This window comes from Pseudomonas massiliensis (assembly GCF_000826105.1).
GTDB lineage: Bacteria > Pseudomonadota > Gammaproteobacteria > Pseudomonadales > Pseudomonadaceae > Aquipseudomonas > Aquipseudomonas massiliensis.
On sequence record NZ_CCYK01000007.1, the window covers coordinates 398,498 to 416,874 of the forward strand.

The following is an 18,377-nucleotide window of genomic DNA, read 5'->3' on the forward strand; positions in this document are numbered from 1 at the left end:
GATGCGCGTCGCGACCCTTCGTCATCAGCAGCCCATGCCCAGCCGCAAGGCACCGCCTCGTGGCGCGAGCCGCATGGTCGCCAAGGAGCCGGCCGGCACGCGGATGCCGCGGCCCAGCGGCGGTTTCTTCAAGCGCCTGCTCTGGCCGCTGTTGCTGGTAGGGCTGGCCGCCGCTACCTACGAAGGTTCGCAGCGTGCGCTGCCTTACCTGGACAGGCCCATTTCTAAAATCAACGTGCAGGGCGACTTGAGCTATGTGAGCCAACAGGCGGTACAGCAGCGAATCGCGCCCTACGCCAATGCCCGTTTCTTCAGCATCGACCTCACCGGCATGCGGGTGGAACTGGAGCAGATGCCCTGGATCGCCCACGCGGAAGTGCGTCGCGTGTGGCCTGACCAGGTCGTGATCCGACTCGAAGAGCAGCTGCCGGTCGCCCGCTGGGGCGAGGGCCAGCTGCTGAACAACCAAGGCCAGGCGTTCGCCCCGCGCGAACTGGCCAACTATGAGCACCTGCCGCAGCTGTTCGGCCCGCAACGTGCTCAACAACAGGTCATGCAGCAGTATCAAGTGCTCAGCCAGATGCTTCGGCCTCTCGGTTTCTCCATAGCACGGCTTGAATTGCGTGAACGTGGCAGCTGGTTCCTGACCACGGGCGCGGGTAGCGCCGGGCCAGGTATCGATTTGCTGCTCGGGCGTGATCATCTGGTGGAAAAGCTGCGCCGGTTCATCGCCATCTACGACAAAACACTAAAAGACCAGATCACGAATATCGCCCGCGTCGATCTGCGCTACGCCAACGGCCTGGCCGTTGGCTGGCGTGATCCGAACGCGGCGGCGCCAGCGGTCCCGACCGTGGCGAAGAATTGACAAGAGGCAGGACATGGCAAACGCGCAAAGCGGCAAAATGATCGTCGGGCTGGATATCGGCACCTCCAAGGTGGTGGCGCTGGTGGGCGAAGTCGCGGCCGATGGCACCCTGGAGATCGTCGGTATCGGAACGCACCCGTCCCGCGGCCTGAAGAAGGGCGTGGTGGTGAACATCGAGTCCACGGTGCAGTCCATCCAGCGCGCCGTGGAAGAAGCGCAACTGATGGCGGGCTGCCGTATCCATTCAGCGTTCGTGGGCGTGGCGGGTAACCATATCCGCAGCCTCAACTCCCATGGCATCGTCGCCATCCGCGACCGCGAAGTCAGCACCGCCGACCTGGAGCGTGTACTGGATGCGGCCCAGGCGGTGGCCATTCCAGCGGACCAGCGGGTACTGCACACCCTGCCGCAGGACTACGTCATCGACAACCAGGAGGGCGTGCGCGAGCCGCTGGGCATGTCTGGCGTTCGCCTGGAAGCCAAGGTCCATGTGGTGACCTGCGCGGTGAACGCTGCCCAGAACATTGAAAAGTGCGTGCGCCGTTGCGGCCTGGAAATCGACGACATCATCCTCGAGCAGCTGGCCTCGGCCTATTCGGTGCTCACCGATGACGAGAAGGAGCTGGGCGTATGCCTGGTGGATATCGGTGGCGGCACCACCGATATCGCGATCTTCACCGAGGGGGCCATTCGCCATACGGCGGTCATCCCGATCGCCGGGGACCAGGTCACCAACGACATCGCCATGGCGCTGCGCACGCCTACCCAGTATGCCGAAGAAATCAAGATTCGCTACGCCTGCTGCCTGGCCAAGCTGGCCGGCGCGGGCGAGACCATCAAGGTGCCAAGCGTGGGCGACCGCCCGCCACGGGAATTGTCTCGCCAGGCCTTGGCCGAGGTGGTCGAGCCGCGTTATGACGAGCTCTTCACCCTGATCCAGGCCGAGCTGCGCCGTAGTGGCTACGAAGACCTGATTCCCGCCGGCATCGTGTTGACCGGTGGCACCGCCAAGATGGAAGGCGCGGTGGAGCTCGCCGAAGAGATCTTCCACATGCCGGTGCGCCTGGGCGTGCCGCATACCGTGCGGGGGCTGGATGACCTCATCCGCAACCCGATCTATTCGACAGGCGTGGGTCTGCTGACCTACGGCCTGCAGAAGCAATCCGAAGGCGTAACCCTGACCGGCCTGGCCGGTCGCGAGAGCAGCTACGGCGACGAGCCCAAGGCGCCGGTGCTGGAACGCCTCAAGCGGTGGGTTCAGGGCAATTTCTGATAACAGCAGTAGGCGAATAAAACTAGAGAATGGAAGGAGAGGGAACATGTTCGAGCTGGTAGACAACATCCCACAAAGCCCGGTCATCAAAGTGATCGGTGTCGGTGGTGGCGGCGGCAACGCGGTCAACCACATGGTCAAGAGCAACATCGAGGGCGTGGAGTTCATCTGCGCCAACACCGACGCCCAGGCGTTGAAGAACATCGGCGCGCGTACCGTACTGCAGCTGGGTACCGGCGTGACCAAGGGGCTGGGCGCCGGTGCCAACCCTGAAGTTGGCCGTCAGGCCGCCATGGAAGACCGCGAGCGTATCGCCGAGGTACTGCAAGGTACCAACATGGTGTTCATCACCACCGGCATGGGCGGCGGCACCGGTACCGGCGCCGCACCGATCATCGCCGAAGTGGCCAAGGAACTGGGCATCCTCACCGTGGCGGTCGTGACCCGGCCATTCCCCTTCGAAGGCCGCAAGCGCATGCAGATCGCCGACGAAGGCATCCGCTCCCTGGCCGAAAGCGTCGACTCGTTGATCACCATCCCCAACGAGAAGCTGCTGACCATCCTGGGCAAGGACGCCAGCCTGCTGTCGGCCTTCGCCAAGGCCGACGACGTACTGGCCGGCGCGGTGCGTGGCATTTCCGACATCATCAAGCGCCCCGGCATGATCAACGTCGACTTCGCCGACGTGCGCACCGTGATGAGCGAGATGGGCATGGCCATGATGGGCACTGGCTGCGCCAGCGGCCCGAACCGCGCTCGCGAGGCCACCGAGGCGGCCATTCGCAACCCGTTGCTCGAGGACGTCAACCTGCAGGGCGCGCGTGGCATCCTGGTGAACATCACCGCCGGCCCGGACCTGTCCCTGGGCGAGTACTCCGATGTAGGTAGCATCATCGAAGCCTTCGCCTCCGACCACGCCATGGTCAAGGTCGGTACCGTGATCGATCCGGACATGCGCGATGAGCTGCACGTTACCGTCGTGGCCACCGGCCTGGGCGCCAAGATCGAGAAGCCGGTCAAGGTCATCGACAACACCATGCAGGCGGCCGTCGCCCAGCAGACCCCGGCTCCGGCCCCGGTTCGCCAGGAACAGCCAGCGGTCAACTACCGTGACCTGGAGCGCCCCACTGTCATGCGCAACCAGGCTCATGCCGGCGCTGCCGCGGCCGCCAAGCTCAACCCCAACGACGACCTGGACTACCTGGATATCCCGGCATTCCTGCGTCGCCAAGCCGATTAATGCAATTTATCAGGGGTATAAGGGTGATTGGTGTTCAGCAAAGGCGGGCTCTGTTATCATCGCCAGCCTTTGTTGATACCAGTTCGCAACTTGCGCTGAAGCGGCCACTGCCATGATTAAACAACGCACCCTGAAGAACATCATCCGTGCCACCGGCGTCGGCCTGCATTCCGGGGAAAAGGTATACCTGACCCTCAAGCCCGCGCCGGTGGATACCGGTATCGTGTTCTGCCGTACCGATCTGGACCCAGTGGTCCAGATTCCCGCGCGTGCGGAAAACGTCGGTGAAACCACCATGTCCACTACCCTTTTCCAGGGGGACATCAAGGTAGACACCGTGGAGCATTTGCTTTCGGCCATGGCCGGCCTGGGGATCGATAACGCCTACGTCGAACTCTCCGCGTCGGAAGTGCCGATCATGGATGGTAGCGCTGGTCCCTTCGTATTCCTGATTCAATCGGCCGGCCTGGAAGAACAGGACGCACCGAAGAAATTCATTCGCATCCTTCGGGAAGTCGCGGTGGAGGAGGGCGACAAGCGCGCTACCTTCCTGCCGTTCGAAGGGTTCAAGGTGAGTTTCGAGATCGATTTCGATCACCCGGTATTCAAGGATCGCACCCAGAGCGCCAGTGTGGATTTCTCCAGCACGTCTTTCGTCAAGGAAGTCAGCCGGGCCCGCACCTTCGGCTTCATGAGCGACATCGAATACCTGCGCAAGCACAACCTGGCGCTTGGTGGCAGCGTCGAGAACGCCATCGTGGTCGACAAGGAAGGCGTGTTGAACGAGGACGGTCTTCGTTACGAGGACGAATTCGTCAAGCACAAGATCCTCGACGCCATCGGCGATCTCTACCTGCTGGGCAACAGCCTGATCGGTGAATTCCGCGGCTTCAAGTCGGGGCATGCCCTGAACAACCGGCTGCTGCGCAAGCTCATCGAACAGAAAGACGCATGGGAAGTGGTCACCTTCGAAGACGCGAGTACCGCGCCGATCTCCTACATGCGCCCGGTTGCGGCAGTCTAAGCTCGAACCTTCTCTCTAGATTCAGGCCACCTTCGGGTGGCCTTTTTTATTAGTGGTGCCGCAGTCATGGGCTAAGCATCAGGTGGGAGCCAGCGTAGCTGGCGAGCTTGCGCGCGCATCTGGTCGGTTCGACGGCTGAAGTGCCTTCTAATGGCAAGGGTGGGCTATTCCTCGTGACCTTCGCTACCGAAGGATCACTTGCGCCTATGGCGCGCCAGACGCTCCAAGGCGGCGCGCAGATTCGGGTCCGTGACGCCTTCGGCCGCTGCCTGAAGGCTCTCGGCGGCCGTATCGGAAAGGTTCAGGCCCGGGCCCGAGGCGCGACGGGGGCCGACGCTGGGTTGCACCTTGAAGAGAATACGGGTCAGGCCAGCGAATTCAGGCATCCCCTGCAAGCCCTGCTGCAGGCGCCGCTGCTGGTAGCGCAGGCGGGTAGCCCAATGACCGTCGGTGACCACCAACAGCAGGCTGCCCTCGCGCCAGGCGGCCACATGGCAATGCTCGCGGGCGGCAGGTTGCAGCTGGGTATCCAGCAGTCTCTTGATCTGGCTCAGCCGCTGGGCCTGGCTCAGCAGCGCCTTGAGCGGCCGCGCCTCGCGCAGTAGTACGGCGGGTGGGCGGGCCGCGCTCGTCTCCGGTGGGGCAGGCATGGTACCAGAAGCCAGCGGGGTCGTATGTTACGCCGAGCGCCATGACGATTGCTTCAGAAGCTTGAAGTTGGGAAAAAAGGCCTTATTGTAAACCCGCCCCGTAAAAGCGCTGTGCCAGCATGGTGGTCTCGCCACTTTCCTCTCCATCGTTTCCGGGTAGAATGCTCGTTCGCATGCGGCCATGAGGGCTGCGCGGGCGACTCCTGGGGCCGCCCCTCCATCCCAAAGTGTGGAAGATCCAGCCGATATGTTTGCGCCTTTGTTGAAAAAACTTTTTGGAAGCAAGAACGAGCGTGAAGTCAAGCGCATGCTCAAGACGGTGGCTATCGTCAATGCCTTCGAAGAGAAAATGGTCGCGCTCTCGGACGAGCAACTGCGTGCCAAGACTCCCGAGTTCCAGGCTCGCTTCGCCAAAGGTGAATCCCTCGACGCCTTGCTGCCGGAAGCCTTCGCCGTCTGTCGCGAAGCCGGCAAGCGGATCATGGGCATGCGTCACTTCGACGTGCAGCTCATCGGCGGCATGACCCTCCACGAAGGCCGCATCGCCGAGATGCGTACCGGCGAGGGCAAGACCCTCGTAGCCACCCTGGCGGTGTACCTCAATGCCCTGTCCGGCAAGGGCGTCCATGTGGTGACCGTGAACGACTACCTGGCCCGCCGGGACGCCAACTGGATGCGCCCGCTGTATGAGTTCCTCGGCCTGAGCGTAGGCGTGGTCACGCCCTTCCAGCCCCCGGAAGAGAAGCGCGCCGCCTATGCCGCCGACATTACCTACGGCACCAACAACGAATTCGGCTTCGACTACCTGCGCGACAACATGGCCTTCAGCCTGGAAGAGAAGTTCCAGCGCGAGCTGAATTTCGCCGTGATCGACGAAGTGGACTCCATCCTCATCGACGAAGCCCGTACGCCGCTGATCATTTCCGGCCAGGCCGAGGACAGCTCTCGCCTGTACATGGAGATCAACCGCCTGATCCCGCGCCTCAAGCAGCACATCGAGGAGGTGGAAGGCCAGGTGACCCAGCAGGGCCACTTCACCGTCGACGAAAAGAGCCGCCAGGTCGAACTCAACGAGGCGGGCCATCAGTTCATCGAGGAACTGCTCACCCAGGCCGACCTGCTCTCCGAGGGCGAGAGCCTGTATTCGGCCCATAACCTTGGCCTGCTGACCCACGTCTATGCCGGCCTGCGCGCGCATAAGCTGTTCCACCGCAACGTGGAGTACATCGTGCAGGATGGCAACATCCTGCTGATCGACGAGCACACCGGCCGTACCATGCCGGGTCGCCGTCTGTCCGAGGGCCTGCACCAGGCCATCGAGGCCAAGGAGGGGCTCAAGATCCAGGCCGAAAGCCAGACGCTGGCCTCGACCACCTTCCAGAACTATTTCCGTCTCTACACCAAACTGTCGGGCATGACCGGCACCGCGGACACCGAGGCCTTCGAGTTCCAGCAGATCTACAACCTGCCGGTGATGGTGATTCCGCCGAACCGTCCGTTGGCGCGCAAGGACTTCAACGACCTGGTGTACCTCACCGCCGATGAGAAGTACGCTGCGATCATCGCAGACATCAAGCAGTGCATGGCCACCGGCCGGCCGGTGCTGGTGGGTACGGCTACCATCGAAACCTCCGAGCACATGTCCAACCTGCTCAAGCAGGAAGGCATCGATCACAAGGTGCTCAACGCCAAGTATCACGAGAAGGAAGCGGAAATCATCGCCCAGGCCGGCCGCCCAGGCGCGCTGACCATCGCCACCAACATGGCCGGTCGTGGTACGGACATTCTGCTTGGCGGCAACTGGGAGGTGGAAGTCGCCGCCCTGGAGAACCCGACCGAGGAGCAGATCGCCCAGATCAAGGCCGACTGGCAGAAGCGTCACCAGCAAGTACTGGAAGCCGGTGGCCTGCATGTGATCGCTTCCGAGCGTCACGAATCGCGCCGCATCGACAACCAGTTGCGCGGCCGCGCGGGGCGCCAGGGCGACGCCGGTTCCAGCCGTTTCTACCTGTCCCTGGAAGATCCTCTGATGCGCATCTTCGCCTCGGACCGGGTCAAGAACTTCATGAAGGCACTGGGGATGCAGTCCGGCGAGGCTATCGAGCACCGCATGGTCACCAATGCCATCGAGAAAGCCCAACGCAAGGTCGAGGGCCGCAACTTCGACATCCGCAAGCAGTTGCTGGAGTTCGACGACGTTTCCAGCGAGCAGCGCAAGGTGATCTACCACATGCGCAACAGCCTGCTGGCGGCCGAGAACATTGGCGACACCATCGCCGAGTTCCGCGAGGACGTGCTCAACAGCATCGTGTCCCAGCACATCCCGCCCCAGTCGCTGCCGGAGCAGTGGGACATCCCTGGCCTTGAGGCGGCCCTGCAGGCCGAATTCGCCGTGGACCTGCCCATCCAGAAGTGGCTGGACGACGACGAGAAGCTTTACGAGGAAACGCTGCGCGAGCGCCTGCTGGCTGAAATCCTGTCGGCGTACAACGAGAAGGAAAACCAGGCCAGCACCGAAGCCCTGCGTACCTTCGAGAAGCAGATCCTGCTGCGGGTGATCGACGACCTGTGGAAGGATCACCTGTCCACCATGGATCATCTGCGCCACGGCATTCATCTGCGCGGATACGCCCAGAAGAACCCCAAGCAGGAATACAAGCGCGAGTCGTTCACTCTGTTCCAGGAACTGCTCGATTCGATCAAGCGCGACACCATTCGCGTGCTGTCCCACGTGCAGGTTCGCCGCGAGGACCCGGCCGAGGAAGAAGCGCGCCTGCGTCGCGAAGCCGAGGAACTGGCCCAGCGCATGCAGTTCCGCCATGCCGAGGCCCCAGGCCTGGACGAGCCCGAAGCGCTGGACACCCCGCCCGAGGGGGACGTGGCCGCCGCCCTGGCGCCCGTGCGCAACGAGCAGAAGCTTGGCCGTAACGAACTCTGCTGGTGCGGTTCCGGCAAGAAATTCAAGCATTGCCATGGGCGTATCGAATAACCCTGGCAACGCCCTGGTCTGATTACCCTTACGCCGCGTCGGCTCCTTCCGTCGCGGCGTTTACCTTTCTGGCTTCATCCCTTCCCAAGGAGTCATCAATGGCTGTCGGTCTCGGTCCCTTGCCCACCCTGCATCCTGTCCCCGGTTTCGAACTGGGCATCGCTTCGGCAGGCATCAAACGACCGGGCCGCAAGGACGTGGTGGTAATGCGCTGCGCTGAAGGCTCCAGCGTGGCGGGAGTGTTCACCCTCAATGCCTTCTGCGCGGCGCCGGTGATCCTGGCCAGGCAGCGGGTCAGCGGGGAGGTGCGTTACCTGCTGACCAATACCGGCAATGCCAATGCCGGTACCGGCCAGCCCGGGTTGGCCGCGGCTGAGCGTACCTGCGAGAGCCTGGCGCGCCTGGTGGGTGTCTCGGCCCAGGCCGTGCTGCCGTTCTCCACCGGTGTTATCGGCGAGCCACTGCCGGTAGAGAAGATCGAAGGCGCCCTGCAGACCGCCCTGGACAACCTTGCCGAGGGCAACTGGGCGGAGGCGGCGGTAGGCATCATGACCACCGATACCCTGCCAAAGGGCGCCAGCCGTCAGTTCAGTCATGACGGCGTTACCATCACCGTGACCGGTATCAGCAAGGGTGCCGGGATGATCCGGCCCAACATGGCCACCATGCTGGGCTATATCGCGACCGACGCCAAGGTGGCCCAGCCCGTGCTGCAGGATCTGATCCGCGATGCGGCGAACAAGTCGTTCAATCGCATCACCATCGATGGCGATACCTCCACCAACGACTGCTGCATGCTGGTAGCCACCGGCAAGGCCGCCTTGCCGGAGATCACCGAAGCCAGCGGGCCGTTGTTCGCGGCGTTGAAGCAGGCCGTGTTCGATGTGTGCATGGAGGTGGCACAGGCCATCGTGCGTGACGGCGAGGGTGCCACCAAGTTCGTGACCGTAGAGGTCAACGGCGGCGGCAATCACCAGGAATGCCTGGATGTAGGCTATGCCGTAGCGCATTCGCCCTTGATCAAGACCGCGCTTTTCGCGTCGGACCCGAACTGGGGTCGTATCTTGGCCGCGGTGGGCCGCGCCGGCGTGCCCGAGCTGGATGTGAGCAGGATCGACGTTTACCTGGGCGATGTCTGCATTGCCAGCCAGGGGGGACGTGCTCCGACCTATACCGAGGAACAGGGCGCCGCGGTCATGGCCCAGGCCGAGATCGGCATTCGTATCGAACTGGGCCGTGGTGCTTGCAGCGAGACGATCTGGACCACTGACCTGTCTCATGAATACGTGAAGATCAACGCCGAGTACCGCACCTGACTGGCCGTAGCTGACTGGCCGTGGCTGACCGGCCAAGGCTGCCCAAGGAGAACATGTGAAACGGGTTCATGTAGTCGCGGCGGTGATCCGTCGCGCCGATGGCAAGGTATTGATCGCCCGACGCGGCGCTACTCAGCATCAAGGCAACCTGTGGGAGTTTCCCGGGGGCAAGCTGGAGGCGGGCGAAACCCCGCGTGCCGGACTGGCCCGGGAGCTCGCCGAGGAGTTGGGCATCGAAGTCACTTCAGCCCGCCCACTGATCCAGGTACCCCATGACTACCCGGACAAGCAGGTGCTGTTGGATGTCTGGGAAGTGGACGGCTTCAATGGCGAGCCTCATGGCGCTGAAGGCCAGCCGCTGGAGTGGGTAGCGCCCAGGGCGCTGGGGGAGTACGAATTTCCAGCGGCCAACCTGGCCATCGTCAGCGCGGCTCGCTTGCCAGCCAGCTACTTGATCACGCCGGACAACCTGCCGGGCCCTGAACTGCTTGGCGGACTGCGCGCCGCCATCGCTCAGGGCGCCCGGCTGGTGCAGTTGCGCGCGCCGGACCTCTACGATCCGCAATATCGGGACCTGGCCGTGGATGCGGTCGGGCTGTGCGCGGCCAAGGCCCAACTGATGCTCAAGGGGCCCTTGGAATGGCTGGGAGATTTTCCGTCGGCCGGGTGGCACCTGACCTCGGCTCAGTTGCGCAAGTATGCGCCCAACGGCCGCCCGTTCCCGGCGGACCGCTGGCTGGCGGCTTCCTGCCACAATGCTGAAGAGCTGGAACTGGCCGAACGCATGGGGGTGGATTTCGTGACCCTCTCGCCGATCCAGGCTACCCAGACCCACCCCGATGCCTCGCCCTTGGGCTGGGAACAGGCCCATGCGCTGATCGCCGGTTTCGGCAAGCCGGTGTACCTGCTGGGCGGGCTATCGCCAGGAGATTGCGACCGGGCCTGGAGCATCGGCGCTCAAGGCGTGGCAGGCATTCGCAGCTTCTGGCCCACCCCGCGGTAGCAGCCGCGCCGGGCCACGCTGGCTTGCGCGCGACAGGCCTCAGATCAGGTTATGAGCCGGTCGCGGCCAAGGCCGGCTGCTACGGCGGGTACCGACCACCTCTGCGCTCACTCCCGCACCGCTTGCGCCCAGAGCACTTCCTCTACGCCTTCGATGCGGGCGATCATCCGCGCCGCCACGAAGAGCAGGTCGGAGAGGCGGTTAAGGTAAGCCAGGCCAACAGCCTCCAGTGGTTCTTCGCGATGCAGCTGCTGGCAACGGCGCTCGGCGGTACGGGCCTGGCTGCGGCACAGGTGGGCCTGGGCTACACGCACCGAGCCTCCGGGCAGGATGAAGTTGCGTAACGGGCCCAATACCTCGTTCCATTCGTCGATGCTTTTTTCCAGCAGGGCTACGTCCTCGGCCTGCAACGCTCGGTAACCAGGCATCGCCAATTCTCCGCCAAGGTCGAACAAACGGTGCTGGCAGGGAGTCAGGGCATCGCTGATGGCCGCCAGGGCGGAGTCATTGGCCAATTGCGCCAATAGCAGGCCCAGCTGACTGTTGAGCGTATCCACTTCGCCCATGGCCTCGACGCGAGGGTGGTCCTTGGCTACCCGCCGGCCGTCGCCAAGGCCTGTCTCTCCGCCGTCGCCGGTGCGGGTATAGATCTTCGAAAGGCGGTTCCCCATGTCACTGTCCTTGCGTGGCGCTGGAAGCAGTCGGTTGCACCAGGGGCAAGCGCAGCGTGAAGCAGGTGCCCACGCCCTGGGTCGACTGCACTTCCATTTGCCCCTTGTGGTTGTTGGTGATGATGAAATACGACACCGAGAGCCCCAGCCCCGTGCCCTGGCCTACTTCCTTGGTGGTGAAGAAAGGTTCGAACATGCGTTTGCGGACGCTCTCGGGCATGCCGACGCCGTTGTCTTCGACCTGTACCTCCGCCCAGGGTCCATTGAGGCGAGTGCGCAAGGTGATGCGCCCGGGGTCGTTGGGGTGTTCACGCTGGTGAATGGCCTGGGCGGCGTTCTTCAACAGGTTGAGCAGCACCTGCTCCAACTCGTTGGCGGTGCCAGGCACAGGCCCCAGGCGAGGGTCGAACTGGCGCACGATGGATTGGCCGCGGAAGTCGAAGCCGATGCTCAGGTCGAAGTCGTTGCTGGCGATTTCCACCGCCTGCTCGATAAGGGCGGGGAGGTCGCAGGGCGCCATCTGCCGGTTGCTCCGCCGGCTGAAACTGAGCATGTGAGTCACGATTTTCGCCGCCCGCGCGCCGGCGCCATGAATGCCTTCGAGCAGCCCGGGAATATCCCGTGCTGCCAGATAGTCGTTGACCTTGGCCAGCGACACGCCTACCGCCTCGGCCTGCTCCAGGTTCTTCGGCAACTCTGCCGAGAGACGTCGGCGGATGTTCTGCACGTTGTGAAGGATGGCGCCCAGCGGGTTATTGATCTCGTGAGCCATGCCGGCGGCGAGGCCACCGACGGAAAGCATCTTTTCCGACTGCACCATCATGTCTTCCAGGGACAGGCGCTGGGTGATGTCGTCAATACGAATCACCACCCCGCGCCCCGCGCTGCCGGTCAGCGGGTAGAAGGTGAGGGCATAGTGGTGAGGCACCTCGCCGCGCTGCCAGGTGACCCGCTCGATCTTCGCCACACGGTGCTGTTCTACCGTGCTCTTGAGCTGCGGCAGATAGGGCTTGAGTGGTTCGAAGGCAAGGAAAATGGGCTGGTTCAGGGCTTCGTCCAGGGGCGTGCCGGAAAGCGCGCTGGCTTCCTTGTTCCATTGGGTCACGTAGAGCTGCTCATCCAGGGCGATCAACGCCGACGGCATGGAATCGATGATGCTGTTGAGGTAATTCTGAAACCCGGTGAGCTTTTTCTCGATCTTGCTGCGCACCTGCACTTCCAGTTCGAGCTTGCGGTTGGTATGTCGGGTTTCCTCCGCCAGGCCCTGGGCCGCGTCGTAGGCGGCCTGGGAGTCGTCCCTGGCGCGCTTGAGCTGTTGCTCTCGGGCTTCCATGCGCGACAGCATGGTATTGAACGCCGCGGCCAGGCTGCCGATTTCGTCCTGGTTGCCCGGCCGGGCGCGCAGCGCGTAGTTCTCTTCCCGAGTGACCTGGCGGGTGAGCTCTTCGAGCTGATAGATAGGGCGTGTGATCAAGCGCCGAATCTGCCGCGCGATCACCATCCACAGCAGTACGCTGAACACCAGTATCCCCACGCTGGCAGTGAAGGTGCCGGTATAGAACGCCATGGGCAATTCGCTGCTGGCGATCAGTAACAGATGCCCGGGCGGGCCTCCGGCCACCCCAGGCAAGGGCGCCAGCTCGGTAGTGCGAAATTCGGTAAGGCGCCACTCCGGCAAGTCATCGAAGTGCTTGGGCAGGCTCAGTTTGCTGCCATGTTGCAGCTGAGCCAGGCGCTCGCCAGTGCTGCCATACACGGCTGCCGCGCGCAATGGCGTGTAGCTGTCCAGGCTTTTCAGCAGGGCATTGGCCGCCTCGGCATCGGCCAGGGCTCGCTGGGCAAGCTGTGGCTGGGCCGCCAGCTTGCCGATGGTCTGCAGGGCCTGGGGCGCCATGCTTTCGTGGGAAATCCAATAGGCCGCCGTGATGAAGGTCAGATTGGCCACCACCAGGACGGTCACCATCAATACCAGCAAGGCGGCGAGCAGCTTCTGCCCGACTGGAAGGTTTTCAAGACGTTGTCGCAAAGGCATCACAGGTCCGGCTCTCGGGTAACCGGCCGAGTGTAGCAAAGGGTGGGCTCAGTTCGTCGGCAGGTGGCGCGCGGCCAGGTAGTCGATCAGCCGATGGTGCAGGGCTTCGAGGCGGGGCATGGTCAGGCCGAGGGAGGCGGCTCGCCCGCAGGCGTAGCTGATCAGGTAGGCGATTTCCGTCCGGCGGCCAGCAGCCACGTCCTGGTACATGGAGGAATAATTGGCCGCCGTCGCAGTGACGATGCGCTCCACTTCCAAGGCCAGGCTCTCGGCGGCTTCGGCTTGGCCCGCCGCCTGCAGCAGGGCAGTAAGCTCGTCACAAAGGGCGTTCACCGCCTCGGCATGGTCGCTCAAGGCACCGTTGCGGCACTGATGCAGTACGGTAAGGGGGTTTATGGCGCAATTGACCGCCAGCTTGCGCCAGAGACGGCCGAGGATGTGTGGCGTCCATTGGTGAGGAATGCCTGCCTGCGCCAGGTCCGCCAGCCAGGCCGGTGCCTGGGCATCGCCCGGCCGACCGAGCCAGGTGAAGCCTTGGCCGGCGAATACCACGCTACCGTCTGCCTGGCACCAGGCACCTTCGGTAGTGGAGCCATAAACGACCTGGGCTTCTGGCAACGCCTCGGATACGGCCTGCTGGCTGCCCAGGCCGTTTTGCAGGAGCACTACGGTCGCTCCTGGCACCAGGCGCTGGCGCACGCCGGCCACGGCCGCGGCGACGTCATAGGCCTTGCAGGTCACCAGCAAGCGTTCGATCGGGGTGGCCGCGGCCGCGGTCTCGGCAGGCAAGGCCGCGGTGAAGGCGTGGCCGTTTTCAATCAGGCGCAGGCCAGGGCCCTCAAGGTACTGTTCCAGCCGTGAGGCAGAGCGCAGGATCAGCCGTACCGGCAAGCCGGCGCGCGCCAGCCGGCACGCCCAGAGCGTGCCCACGCTGCCGGCGCCAAGCAGGTGCCATGACCGAGTCGCCATGGTTCAGCCCTTGGCGGGCAGCCGCCGCGCGTTGACCAGGCCTGTGGCGTAGGCGTCCTGCAGCAGCCGACTGGCTTCACCGAACAGGCTCACCGGCTCGATCGGCAGGCTTTTCTCGTCCAGGCCCACCAGGCTGATGCCAGCACGGACGTCAATCAGCCCGGCGCTGGTCATGAAGCCCTTGAGATTGAGCCCGTCATGCAGGCGCTTGAAACTGCTGGGCGCGCACTCCTGCAAGCTGCGCGGAAGGGTAAGAAGCACGAAATGATGGTCGTCCAGCCGCGCGAGCACATCCAGCGGCCTGACCATTTGCTGCAATCGACGCCCCACACCCTGGAGCAATTCATCGTAGAATTCGTCGCCGTGGTCCTGCTGCAAGGTTGCGGCGTTCTGCAGGCCGATCAGCAGGTAGCACAGGGCACCACCCCGGGCCTGGATCTGCCGCAGGCAGTCGTCGAGCTTCTGGCGCAGGTAGCGGGCGTTGCCCAGGCCGGTGAGAGGGTCTACCAGGTTGCGCTGTTCAAGACTGGCGATATTATCGCGCAGCAGGCGGTTTTCCCGGCGGGTCCGTTGCAACAGGCTATACAACCGATCACCGGCATGCACCCGGCTCAGCAGGTGCGCCTGGAACTGGTCTGGCGGTAGCACGTCATCCACGCCCAGGTCGGCGGTCTCGTCCAGCAGATGCGCGCTGGGGCGCGGATCTACCAGGATGATCCAGGTATGGTCCTGGGTGGCTTCGTCCAGCAGGCGAACCTGGGAAGCCAGGCGCAACCCGGCGTCGCCCGCGGTGACCAGGACGTTGGCCGACCGCTGGTCCAGCTCCGTGAGGGCCTGGCTGGCGGTACTCAGGCGCAGGTCGGCATAGCCGCCTGCCTGCAACCGCATGGCAGCCTCTTGGCCCAGGTCGGCCTCGTCGAAGGCCAGGAGGATGCTCAGGTTCGGGTTGGACATCTAACGCTCGCAATAAGGGAGTGCCGCGATCTAACGCAAACAATGCTATCCCTTGGCGGTTGCCGAAGTTGCGAGGAAAGCATGTCGCAATGCTGGCACTCGTTATAATGATCCGTGCTTTTGGTCGTCAAGCCAGGCTAACGGGTTTATTGCGCTCAACCGACAAAAACACCCAACAGCTGTCTGTTTTGTAACAAACTGGAGAATTTGAATGCCCTCGTTCGACGTAGTGTCTGAGTTGGACAAACACGAAGTGACCAATGCCGTCGACAATGCCATCAAGGAATTGGACCGCCGTTACGATCTCAAAGGCAAGGCGCAGATGGCCTTCAACGACAAGGACAAGACTGTGAACCTCACCGCGGAGGCCGAGTTCCAGCTCGAAGCCACGCTGGAGATCCTGCGCATGGCGTTGGTCAAGCGCAAGATCGACGTACAGTGCCTGGAGGTGAAAGAGCCTTACGCCTCAGGCAAGGAGATGAAACAGGACATCGTGCTGCGCGAAGGCCTGGACAAGGAAATGGCCAAGAAAATCGTGGCCCGCATCAAGGATGCCAAGCTCAAGGTGCAGGCCGCCATCCAGGGCGAGCAGGTGCGCGTCACCGGCAAGAAACGCGATGATTTGCAGGAAGCGATCGCGCTGCTGCGTGGCGAACAATTCGGCATGCCGCTGCAGTTCAACAACTTCCGCGACTGATCGAAGCGGAACCATCAGGGGGCGTCCGGCGTCGGACGGCTGTCAACGGTGGCGATGTCCTCGCCCCGGATAGCTCAAGCTGGAGGCTCTCCCTATGGATTTGAACGCTCAACTGGATCATCTCGTCCGAGCTTCCCAAGCATGGATACCGATGATCATGGAGTACGGCAGTCGCGTACTGCTGGCAGTAGTCACTCTCTGCATCGGCTGGTGGCTGGTGAACAAGGTCACCTACGAGATCGGCAAGCTCCTGGCTCTGCGCCATGCCGACCTGGCGCTACAGGGGTTCATCAGCACCCTGGCCAATATCATCCTCAAGGTGTTGCTGCTGGTCAGCGTGGCATCGATGATCGGTATCGAAACCACCTCCTTCGTGGCCGCCATCGGTGCCGCCGGCCTGGCCGTGGGCCTTGCGCTGCAGGGGAGCCTGTCGAACTTTGCCGGTGGCGTGCTGATCCTGCTGTTTCGTCCTTTCCGCATCGGCGACTGGATCGAGGCCCAAGGTGTTTCCGGCACTGTAGACGCGATCCAGATCTTCCATACGGTGCTGCGCACCGGCGACAACAAGACGGTGATCATCCCCAACGGGAATCTCTCCAATGGCATCATCACCAATACCAATCGCCAGCCTACCCGCAAGATCACCCTGGACATCGGTGTCGACTACGACGCCGACCTGCAGAAAGGGCAGCAAGTGCTGCTCGAACTCGCCCAGGATCCTCGCGTGTTGCAGGACCCTGCCCCTGAAGCGGTGGTTGCGGCCCTGGGCGACAGTGCCATTACCCTCTCGCTGCGTTTGTGGGTGAACACCGCGGATTACGGCGGGGTACTCAACATGCTCAACGCTCAAGTGCGTGACCGCCTGCGCGCGGCCGGCATCGACATTCCGTTCCCGCAGCGCGTCGTGCGCCTGGTCCAGGAACAACAAGACGGCACCCCGCCACCCACGGCGCCATCCATTCGCTGAGGTTGCCTACCCACGCGGGAACGAAGCTCCCGAATGGGCTGACACGGTATAGCGCCGACCCCCTTCGCGAGCTCCGCCTGACGGCTTCGCCCAGCTCCTACCCGGTGTGCGGCGTAGGAGAGGGGCGAAGCTCCCGAACGGGTGTGAGGCATGACACATGGCAACTGCCGTTGCCTGCTACGATTCACCTTCCTCAGCCTGGTGATAGCGCCAGTGAAGCAGGATCAGCACCAGGGTAGGCAGGCCCATCAGAGCGGTGATGAGGAAGAAATTGTGGTAACCGTATTTCTCTACCATCACGCCCGAATAGCCCCCGATCAACCTGGGCAGCAACAGCATGATCGAGCTCAGCAGCGCATATTGGGTGGCTGAGAACTTCAGGTTGGTGAGGCTGGACAGATAGGCGACGAAGGCCGACGTGGCCAGGCCGGAACTGAGGTTGTCGAGCGAGATGGTGACCACCAGCATGCGCAGGTTGGGGCCCATGTCCGCCAGCATCAGGAACAGTATATTGGTGGCCGCCGAGGCGGCGCCGCCGATGAACAGGATCGGCATGATCCCGAAACGTACGATCAATAGCCCGCCGGCACCGGCACCCAGCAGCGTCATCACCAGGCCGAACAGCTTGCTGACGCTGGCGATCTGGTCTTTGGTAAAGCCCTGGTCGATATAAAACACATTGGCCATTACCCCCATGACCGTATCGGACATCCGGTAGGTGGCGATCAGGCCAAGCAGTAACAGCGCCTGCCAACGGTAGCGCAGGATGAAGTCGTTCACCGGCGTCAGCACCGGGGCCAGTCCGCGTCGGCCCAGGGACGACAGGCACAGCCCGGTGAGCAGGATGTACAGCAGGGCGCGCAGGAAGGCCCGGTCCTCGAGCAGCAGGTCCAGCAGGCTCATGTCACCGCTGATCAAATCAGCGAAATCCGTGTTGTACAGCTGGGTGAACATGGCCGGAACCGATACCAGCAGGATAATCAGCACCACCACCGAGGCGATCTGGTGGACGAACCCATAGCGGGCCGCGGACAGCTGCGTGCGCAGCGGCACAGGTGGCTCGCGCATCAAGAGGCTGGTCACCAGCGCCGGGACCATCAGCACGCCGAAGAGCAGGTAAGTCCCGGCCCAGGCACGATGCAGGTAGGCGAAACCGGTGGAGCCGAACCATTCGGCGAAAAACAGCGCCCCGGCCGTTGCGAGCAGCGCGGCGACTCGATAGCCCGCCATGTAGCTCGCGGCCAGCGCGGCCTGACGCTGGTCCCCAGCGATCTCCAGGCGGTAGGCGTCCACAGCGATGTCCTGAGTGGCCGAGGCGAAGGCGACCACCACCGCGATGGCGATCAACCAGGGCAGATGCTTCTGCGGGTCGCAAAAGCTCATGCCGATCAAGCCGAGGATGACCAGGGCCTGGGCCAGGACCAGCCAGGAGCGGCGACGGCCCAGCCGGGAGAGCAACGGCAGGCGCCATTGGTCCAGCAGCGGGGACCATACCCATTTGAAGGCATAGGCAAGCCCGATCAGGCTGGCGTAACCGATGGTTTCCCGGGCCACGCCGGCCTCACGCAACCATACGGAGAGGGTTGAAAACACCAGCATGTAGGGCAGGCCTGAGGCGAAGCCAAGAAGCAACAGCACCAAGGTGGAGGGGCTGGCATAGGCGGCCAGCGCGGCGCGCCAGGTTTTACCGGGCATGGACGAAGGTGTGCCTCGAATCTGCAAAA

Annotated in this window: 15 protein-coding genes; 9 read left to right on the forward strand and 6 right to left on the reverse strand. The window is 63.3% G+C overall.

The annotated features are described in order from the left end of the window. Window position 1 precedes the first annotated feature (1 nt). The 4 genes from BN1188_RS12695 to lpxC all read left to right on the forward strand — a co-directional run bounded on the left by BN1188_RS12695 (window position 2) and on the right by lpxC (window position 4,405). The gene (locus BN1188_RS12695; protein ID WP_040261839.1) at window positions 2-868 is read left to right on the forward strand and encodes a cell division protein FtsQ/DivIB; all 867 of its coding nucleotides are present in this window, start codon (window positions 2-4) and stop codon (window positions 866-868) included. Between the two features lie 13 nt (window positions 869-881). Continuing rightward, window positions 882-2,141 carry a cell division protein FtsA gene (ftsA, locus tag BN1188_RS12700; RefSeq protein WP_040261840.1) on the forward strand — a complete coding sequence of 420 codons (1,260 nt, stop codon included), beginning with the start codon at window positions 882-884 and terminating at the stop codon, window positions 2,139-2,141. Window positions 2,142-2,187: 46 nt separating this feature from the next. Continuing rightward, a complete protein-coding gene (ftsZ, locus tag BN1188_RS12705) occupies window positions 2,188-3,381 on the forward strand; it encodes a cell division protein FtsZ (protein ID WP_040261841.1) in 1,194 nt (397 codons plus the stop codon). A 112-nt stretch (window positions 3,382-3,493) separates the two neighbouring features. After that, window positions 3,494-4,405 carry a UDP-3-O-acyl-N-acetylglucosamine deacetylase gene (lpxC, locus tag BN1188_RS12710; protein WP_040261842.1) on the forward strand — a complete coding sequence of 304 codons (912 nt, stop codon included), beginning with the start codon at window positions 3,494-3,496 and terminating at the stop codon, window positions 4,403-4,405. Window positions 4,406-4,599: 194 nt separating this feature from the next. Here the strand turns inward: lpxC and BN1188_RS12715 are convergent, their stop codons facing one another. Then, window positions 4,600-5,055, reverse strand: a complete 456-nt coding sequence (locus tag BN1188_RS12715) for a DUF721 domain-containing protein (protein ID WP_040261843.1) — start codon at window positions 5,053-5,055, stop codon at window positions 4,600-4,602. Window positions 5,056-5,302: 247 nt separating this feature from the next. Here BN1188_RS12715 and secA point away from each other — a divergent pair, with 247 nt between their 5' ends. From secA to BN1188_RS12730, 3 genes are all read left to right on the forward strand, one after another. Beyond that, window positions 5,303-8,044 (forward strand): preprotein translocase subunit SecA, encoded by a 2,742-nt coding sequence (gene secA / locus BN1188_RS12720; RefSeq protein ID WP_040261844.1) that lies wholly within the window; start codon window positions 5,303-5,305, stop codon window positions 8,042-8,044. Window positions 8,045-8,142: 98 nt separating this feature from the next. Then, window positions 8,143-9,360 carry a bifunctional glutamate N-acetyltransferase/amino-acid acetyltransferase ArgJ gene (gene argJ, locus BN1188_RS12725; RefSeq protein ID WP_040261845.1) on the forward strand — a complete coding sequence of 406 codons (1,218 nt, stop codon included), beginning with the start codon at window positions 8,143-8,145 and terminating at the stop codon, window positions 9,358-9,360. A 55-nt stretch (window positions 9,361-9,415) separates the two neighbouring features. Then, window positions 9,416-10,363, forward strand: a complete 948-nt coding sequence (locus tag BN1188_RS12730) for a Nudix family hydrolase (RefSeq protein WP_040261846.1) — start codon at window positions 9,416-9,418, stop codon at window positions 10,361-10,363. Window positions 10,364-10,470: 107 nt separating this feature from the next. Here the strand turns inward: BN1188_RS12730 and BN1188_RS12735 are convergent, their stop codons facing one another. From BN1188_RS12735 to BN1188_RS12750, 4 genes are read right to left on the reverse strand one after another with little or no spacing between them, the layout of a single operon-like run. Further along, window positions 10,471-11,034, reverse strand: coding sequence for a cob(I)yrinic acid a,c-diamide adenosyltransferase (locus BN1188_RS12735; protein WP_040261847.1), 564 nt, complete (start codon window positions 11,032-11,034; stop codon window positions 10,471-10,473). A 1-nt stretch (window position 11,035) separates the two neighbouring features. Continuing rightward, entirely contained in the window at window positions 11,036-13,066 is a 2,031-nt protein-coding gene (locus BN1188_RS12740; RefSeq protein WP_040261848.1) for a sensor histidine kinase, read from the reverse strand. A 48-nt stretch (window positions 13,067-13,114) separates the two neighbouring features. Next, window positions 13,115-14,035, reverse strand: a complete 921-nt coding sequence (locus tag BN1188_RS12745) for a putative 2-dehydropantoate 2-reductase (RefSeq protein WP_040261849.1) — start codon at window positions 14,033-14,035, stop codon at window positions 13,115-13,117. Window positions 14,036-14,038: 3 nt separating this feature from the next. Next, window positions 14,039-14,989, reverse strand: a complete 951-nt coding sequence (locus tag BN1188_RS12750) for a GGDEF domain-containing protein (protein WP_040261850.1) — start codon at window positions 14,987-14,989, stop codon at window positions 14,039-14,041. Window positions 14,990-15,200: 211 nt separating this feature from the next. Here BN1188_RS12750 and BN1188_RS12755 point away from each other — a divergent pair, with 211 nt between their 5' ends. Continuing rightward, the gene (locus BN1188_RS12755; RefSeq protein WP_040261851.1) at window positions 15,201-15,686 is read left to right on the forward strand and encodes a YajQ family cyclic di-GMP-binding protein; all 486 of its coding nucleotides are present in this window, start codon (window positions 15,201-15,203) and stop codon (window positions 15,684-15,686) included. A 94-nt stretch (window positions 15,687-15,780) separates the two neighbouring features. After that, window positions 15,781-16,653, forward strand: a complete 873-nt coding sequence (locus BN1188_RS12760; protein ID WP_052469260.1) for a mechanosensitive ion channel family protein — start codon at window positions 15,781-15,783, stop codon at window positions 16,651-16,653. 177 nt (window positions 16,654-16,830) lie between these two features. Here the strand turns inward: BN1188_RS12760 and BN1188_RS12765 are convergent, their stop codons facing one another. Further along, window positions 16,831-18,348 carry an AmpG family muropeptide MFS transporter gene (locus BN1188_RS12765; RefSeq protein ID WP_040261852.1) on the reverse strand — a complete coding sequence of 506 codons (1,518 nt, stop codon included), beginning with the start codon at window positions 18,346-18,348 and terminating at the stop codon, window positions 16,831-16,833. Window positions 18,349-18,377 lie beyond the last annotated feature (29 nt).

Excerpts from the sequence above, each read along its gene's own strand:
- argJ (WP_040261845.1), top strand. The coding sequence starts at position 8,143 with ATGGCTGTCGGTCTCGGTCCCTTGCCCACCCTGCATCCTGTCCCCGGT.
- secA (WP_040261844.1), top strand. The coding sequence starts at position 5,303 with ATGTTTGCGCCTTTGTTGAAAAAACTTTTTGGAAGCAAGAACGAGCGT.
- ftsZ (WP_040261841.1), top strand. The coding sequence starts at position 2,188 with ATGTTCGAGCTGGTAGACAACATCCCACAAAGCCCGGTCATCAAAGTG.
- ftsA (WP_040261840.1), top strand. The coding sequence starts at position 882 with ATGGCAAACGCGCAAAGCGGCAAAATGATCGTCGGGCTGGATATCGGC.
- BN1188_RS12715 (WP_040261843.1), bottom strand. The coding sequence starts at position 5,055 with ATGCCTGCCCCACCGGAGACGAGCGCGGCCCGCCCACCCGCCGTACTA.
- lpxC (WP_040261842.1), top strand. The coding sequence starts at position 3,494 with ATGATTAAACAACGCACCCTGAAGAACATCATCCGTGCCACCGGCGTC.
- BN1188_RS12750 (WP_040261850.1), bottom strand. The coding sequence starts at position 14,989 with ATGTCCAACCCGAACCTGAGCATCCTCCTGGCCTTCGACGAGGCCGAC.
- BN1188_RS12760 (WP_052469260.1), top strand. The coding sequence starts at position 15,781 with ATGGATTTGAACGCTCAACTGGATCATCTCGTCCGAGCTTCCCAAGCA.
- BN1188_RS12735 (WP_040261847.1), bottom strand. The coding sequence starts at position 11,034 with ATGGGGAACCGCCTTTCGAAGATCTATACCCGCACCGGCGACGGCGGA.
- BN1188_RS12695 (WP_040261839.1), top strand. The coding sequence starts at position 2 with ATGCGCGTCGCGACCCTTCGTCATCAGCAGCCCATGCCCAGCCGCAAG.
- BN1188_RS12755 (WP_040261851.1), top strand. The coding sequence starts at position 15,201 with ATGCCCTCGTTCGACGTAGTGTCTGAGTTGGACAAACACGAAGTGACC.
- BN1188_RS12740 (WP_040261848.1), bottom strand. The coding sequence starts at position 13,066 with ATGCCTTTGCGACAACGTCTTGAAAACCTTCCAGTCGGGCAGAAGCTG.
- BN1188_RS12765 (WP_040261852.1), bottom strand. The coding sequence starts at position 18,348 with ATGCCCGGTAAAACCTGGCGCGCCGCGCTGGCCGCCTATGCCAGCCCC.
- BN1188_RS12745 (WP_040261849.1), bottom strand. The coding sequence starts at position 14,035 with ATGGCGACTCGGTCATGGCACCTGCTTGGCGCCGGCAGCGTGGGCACG.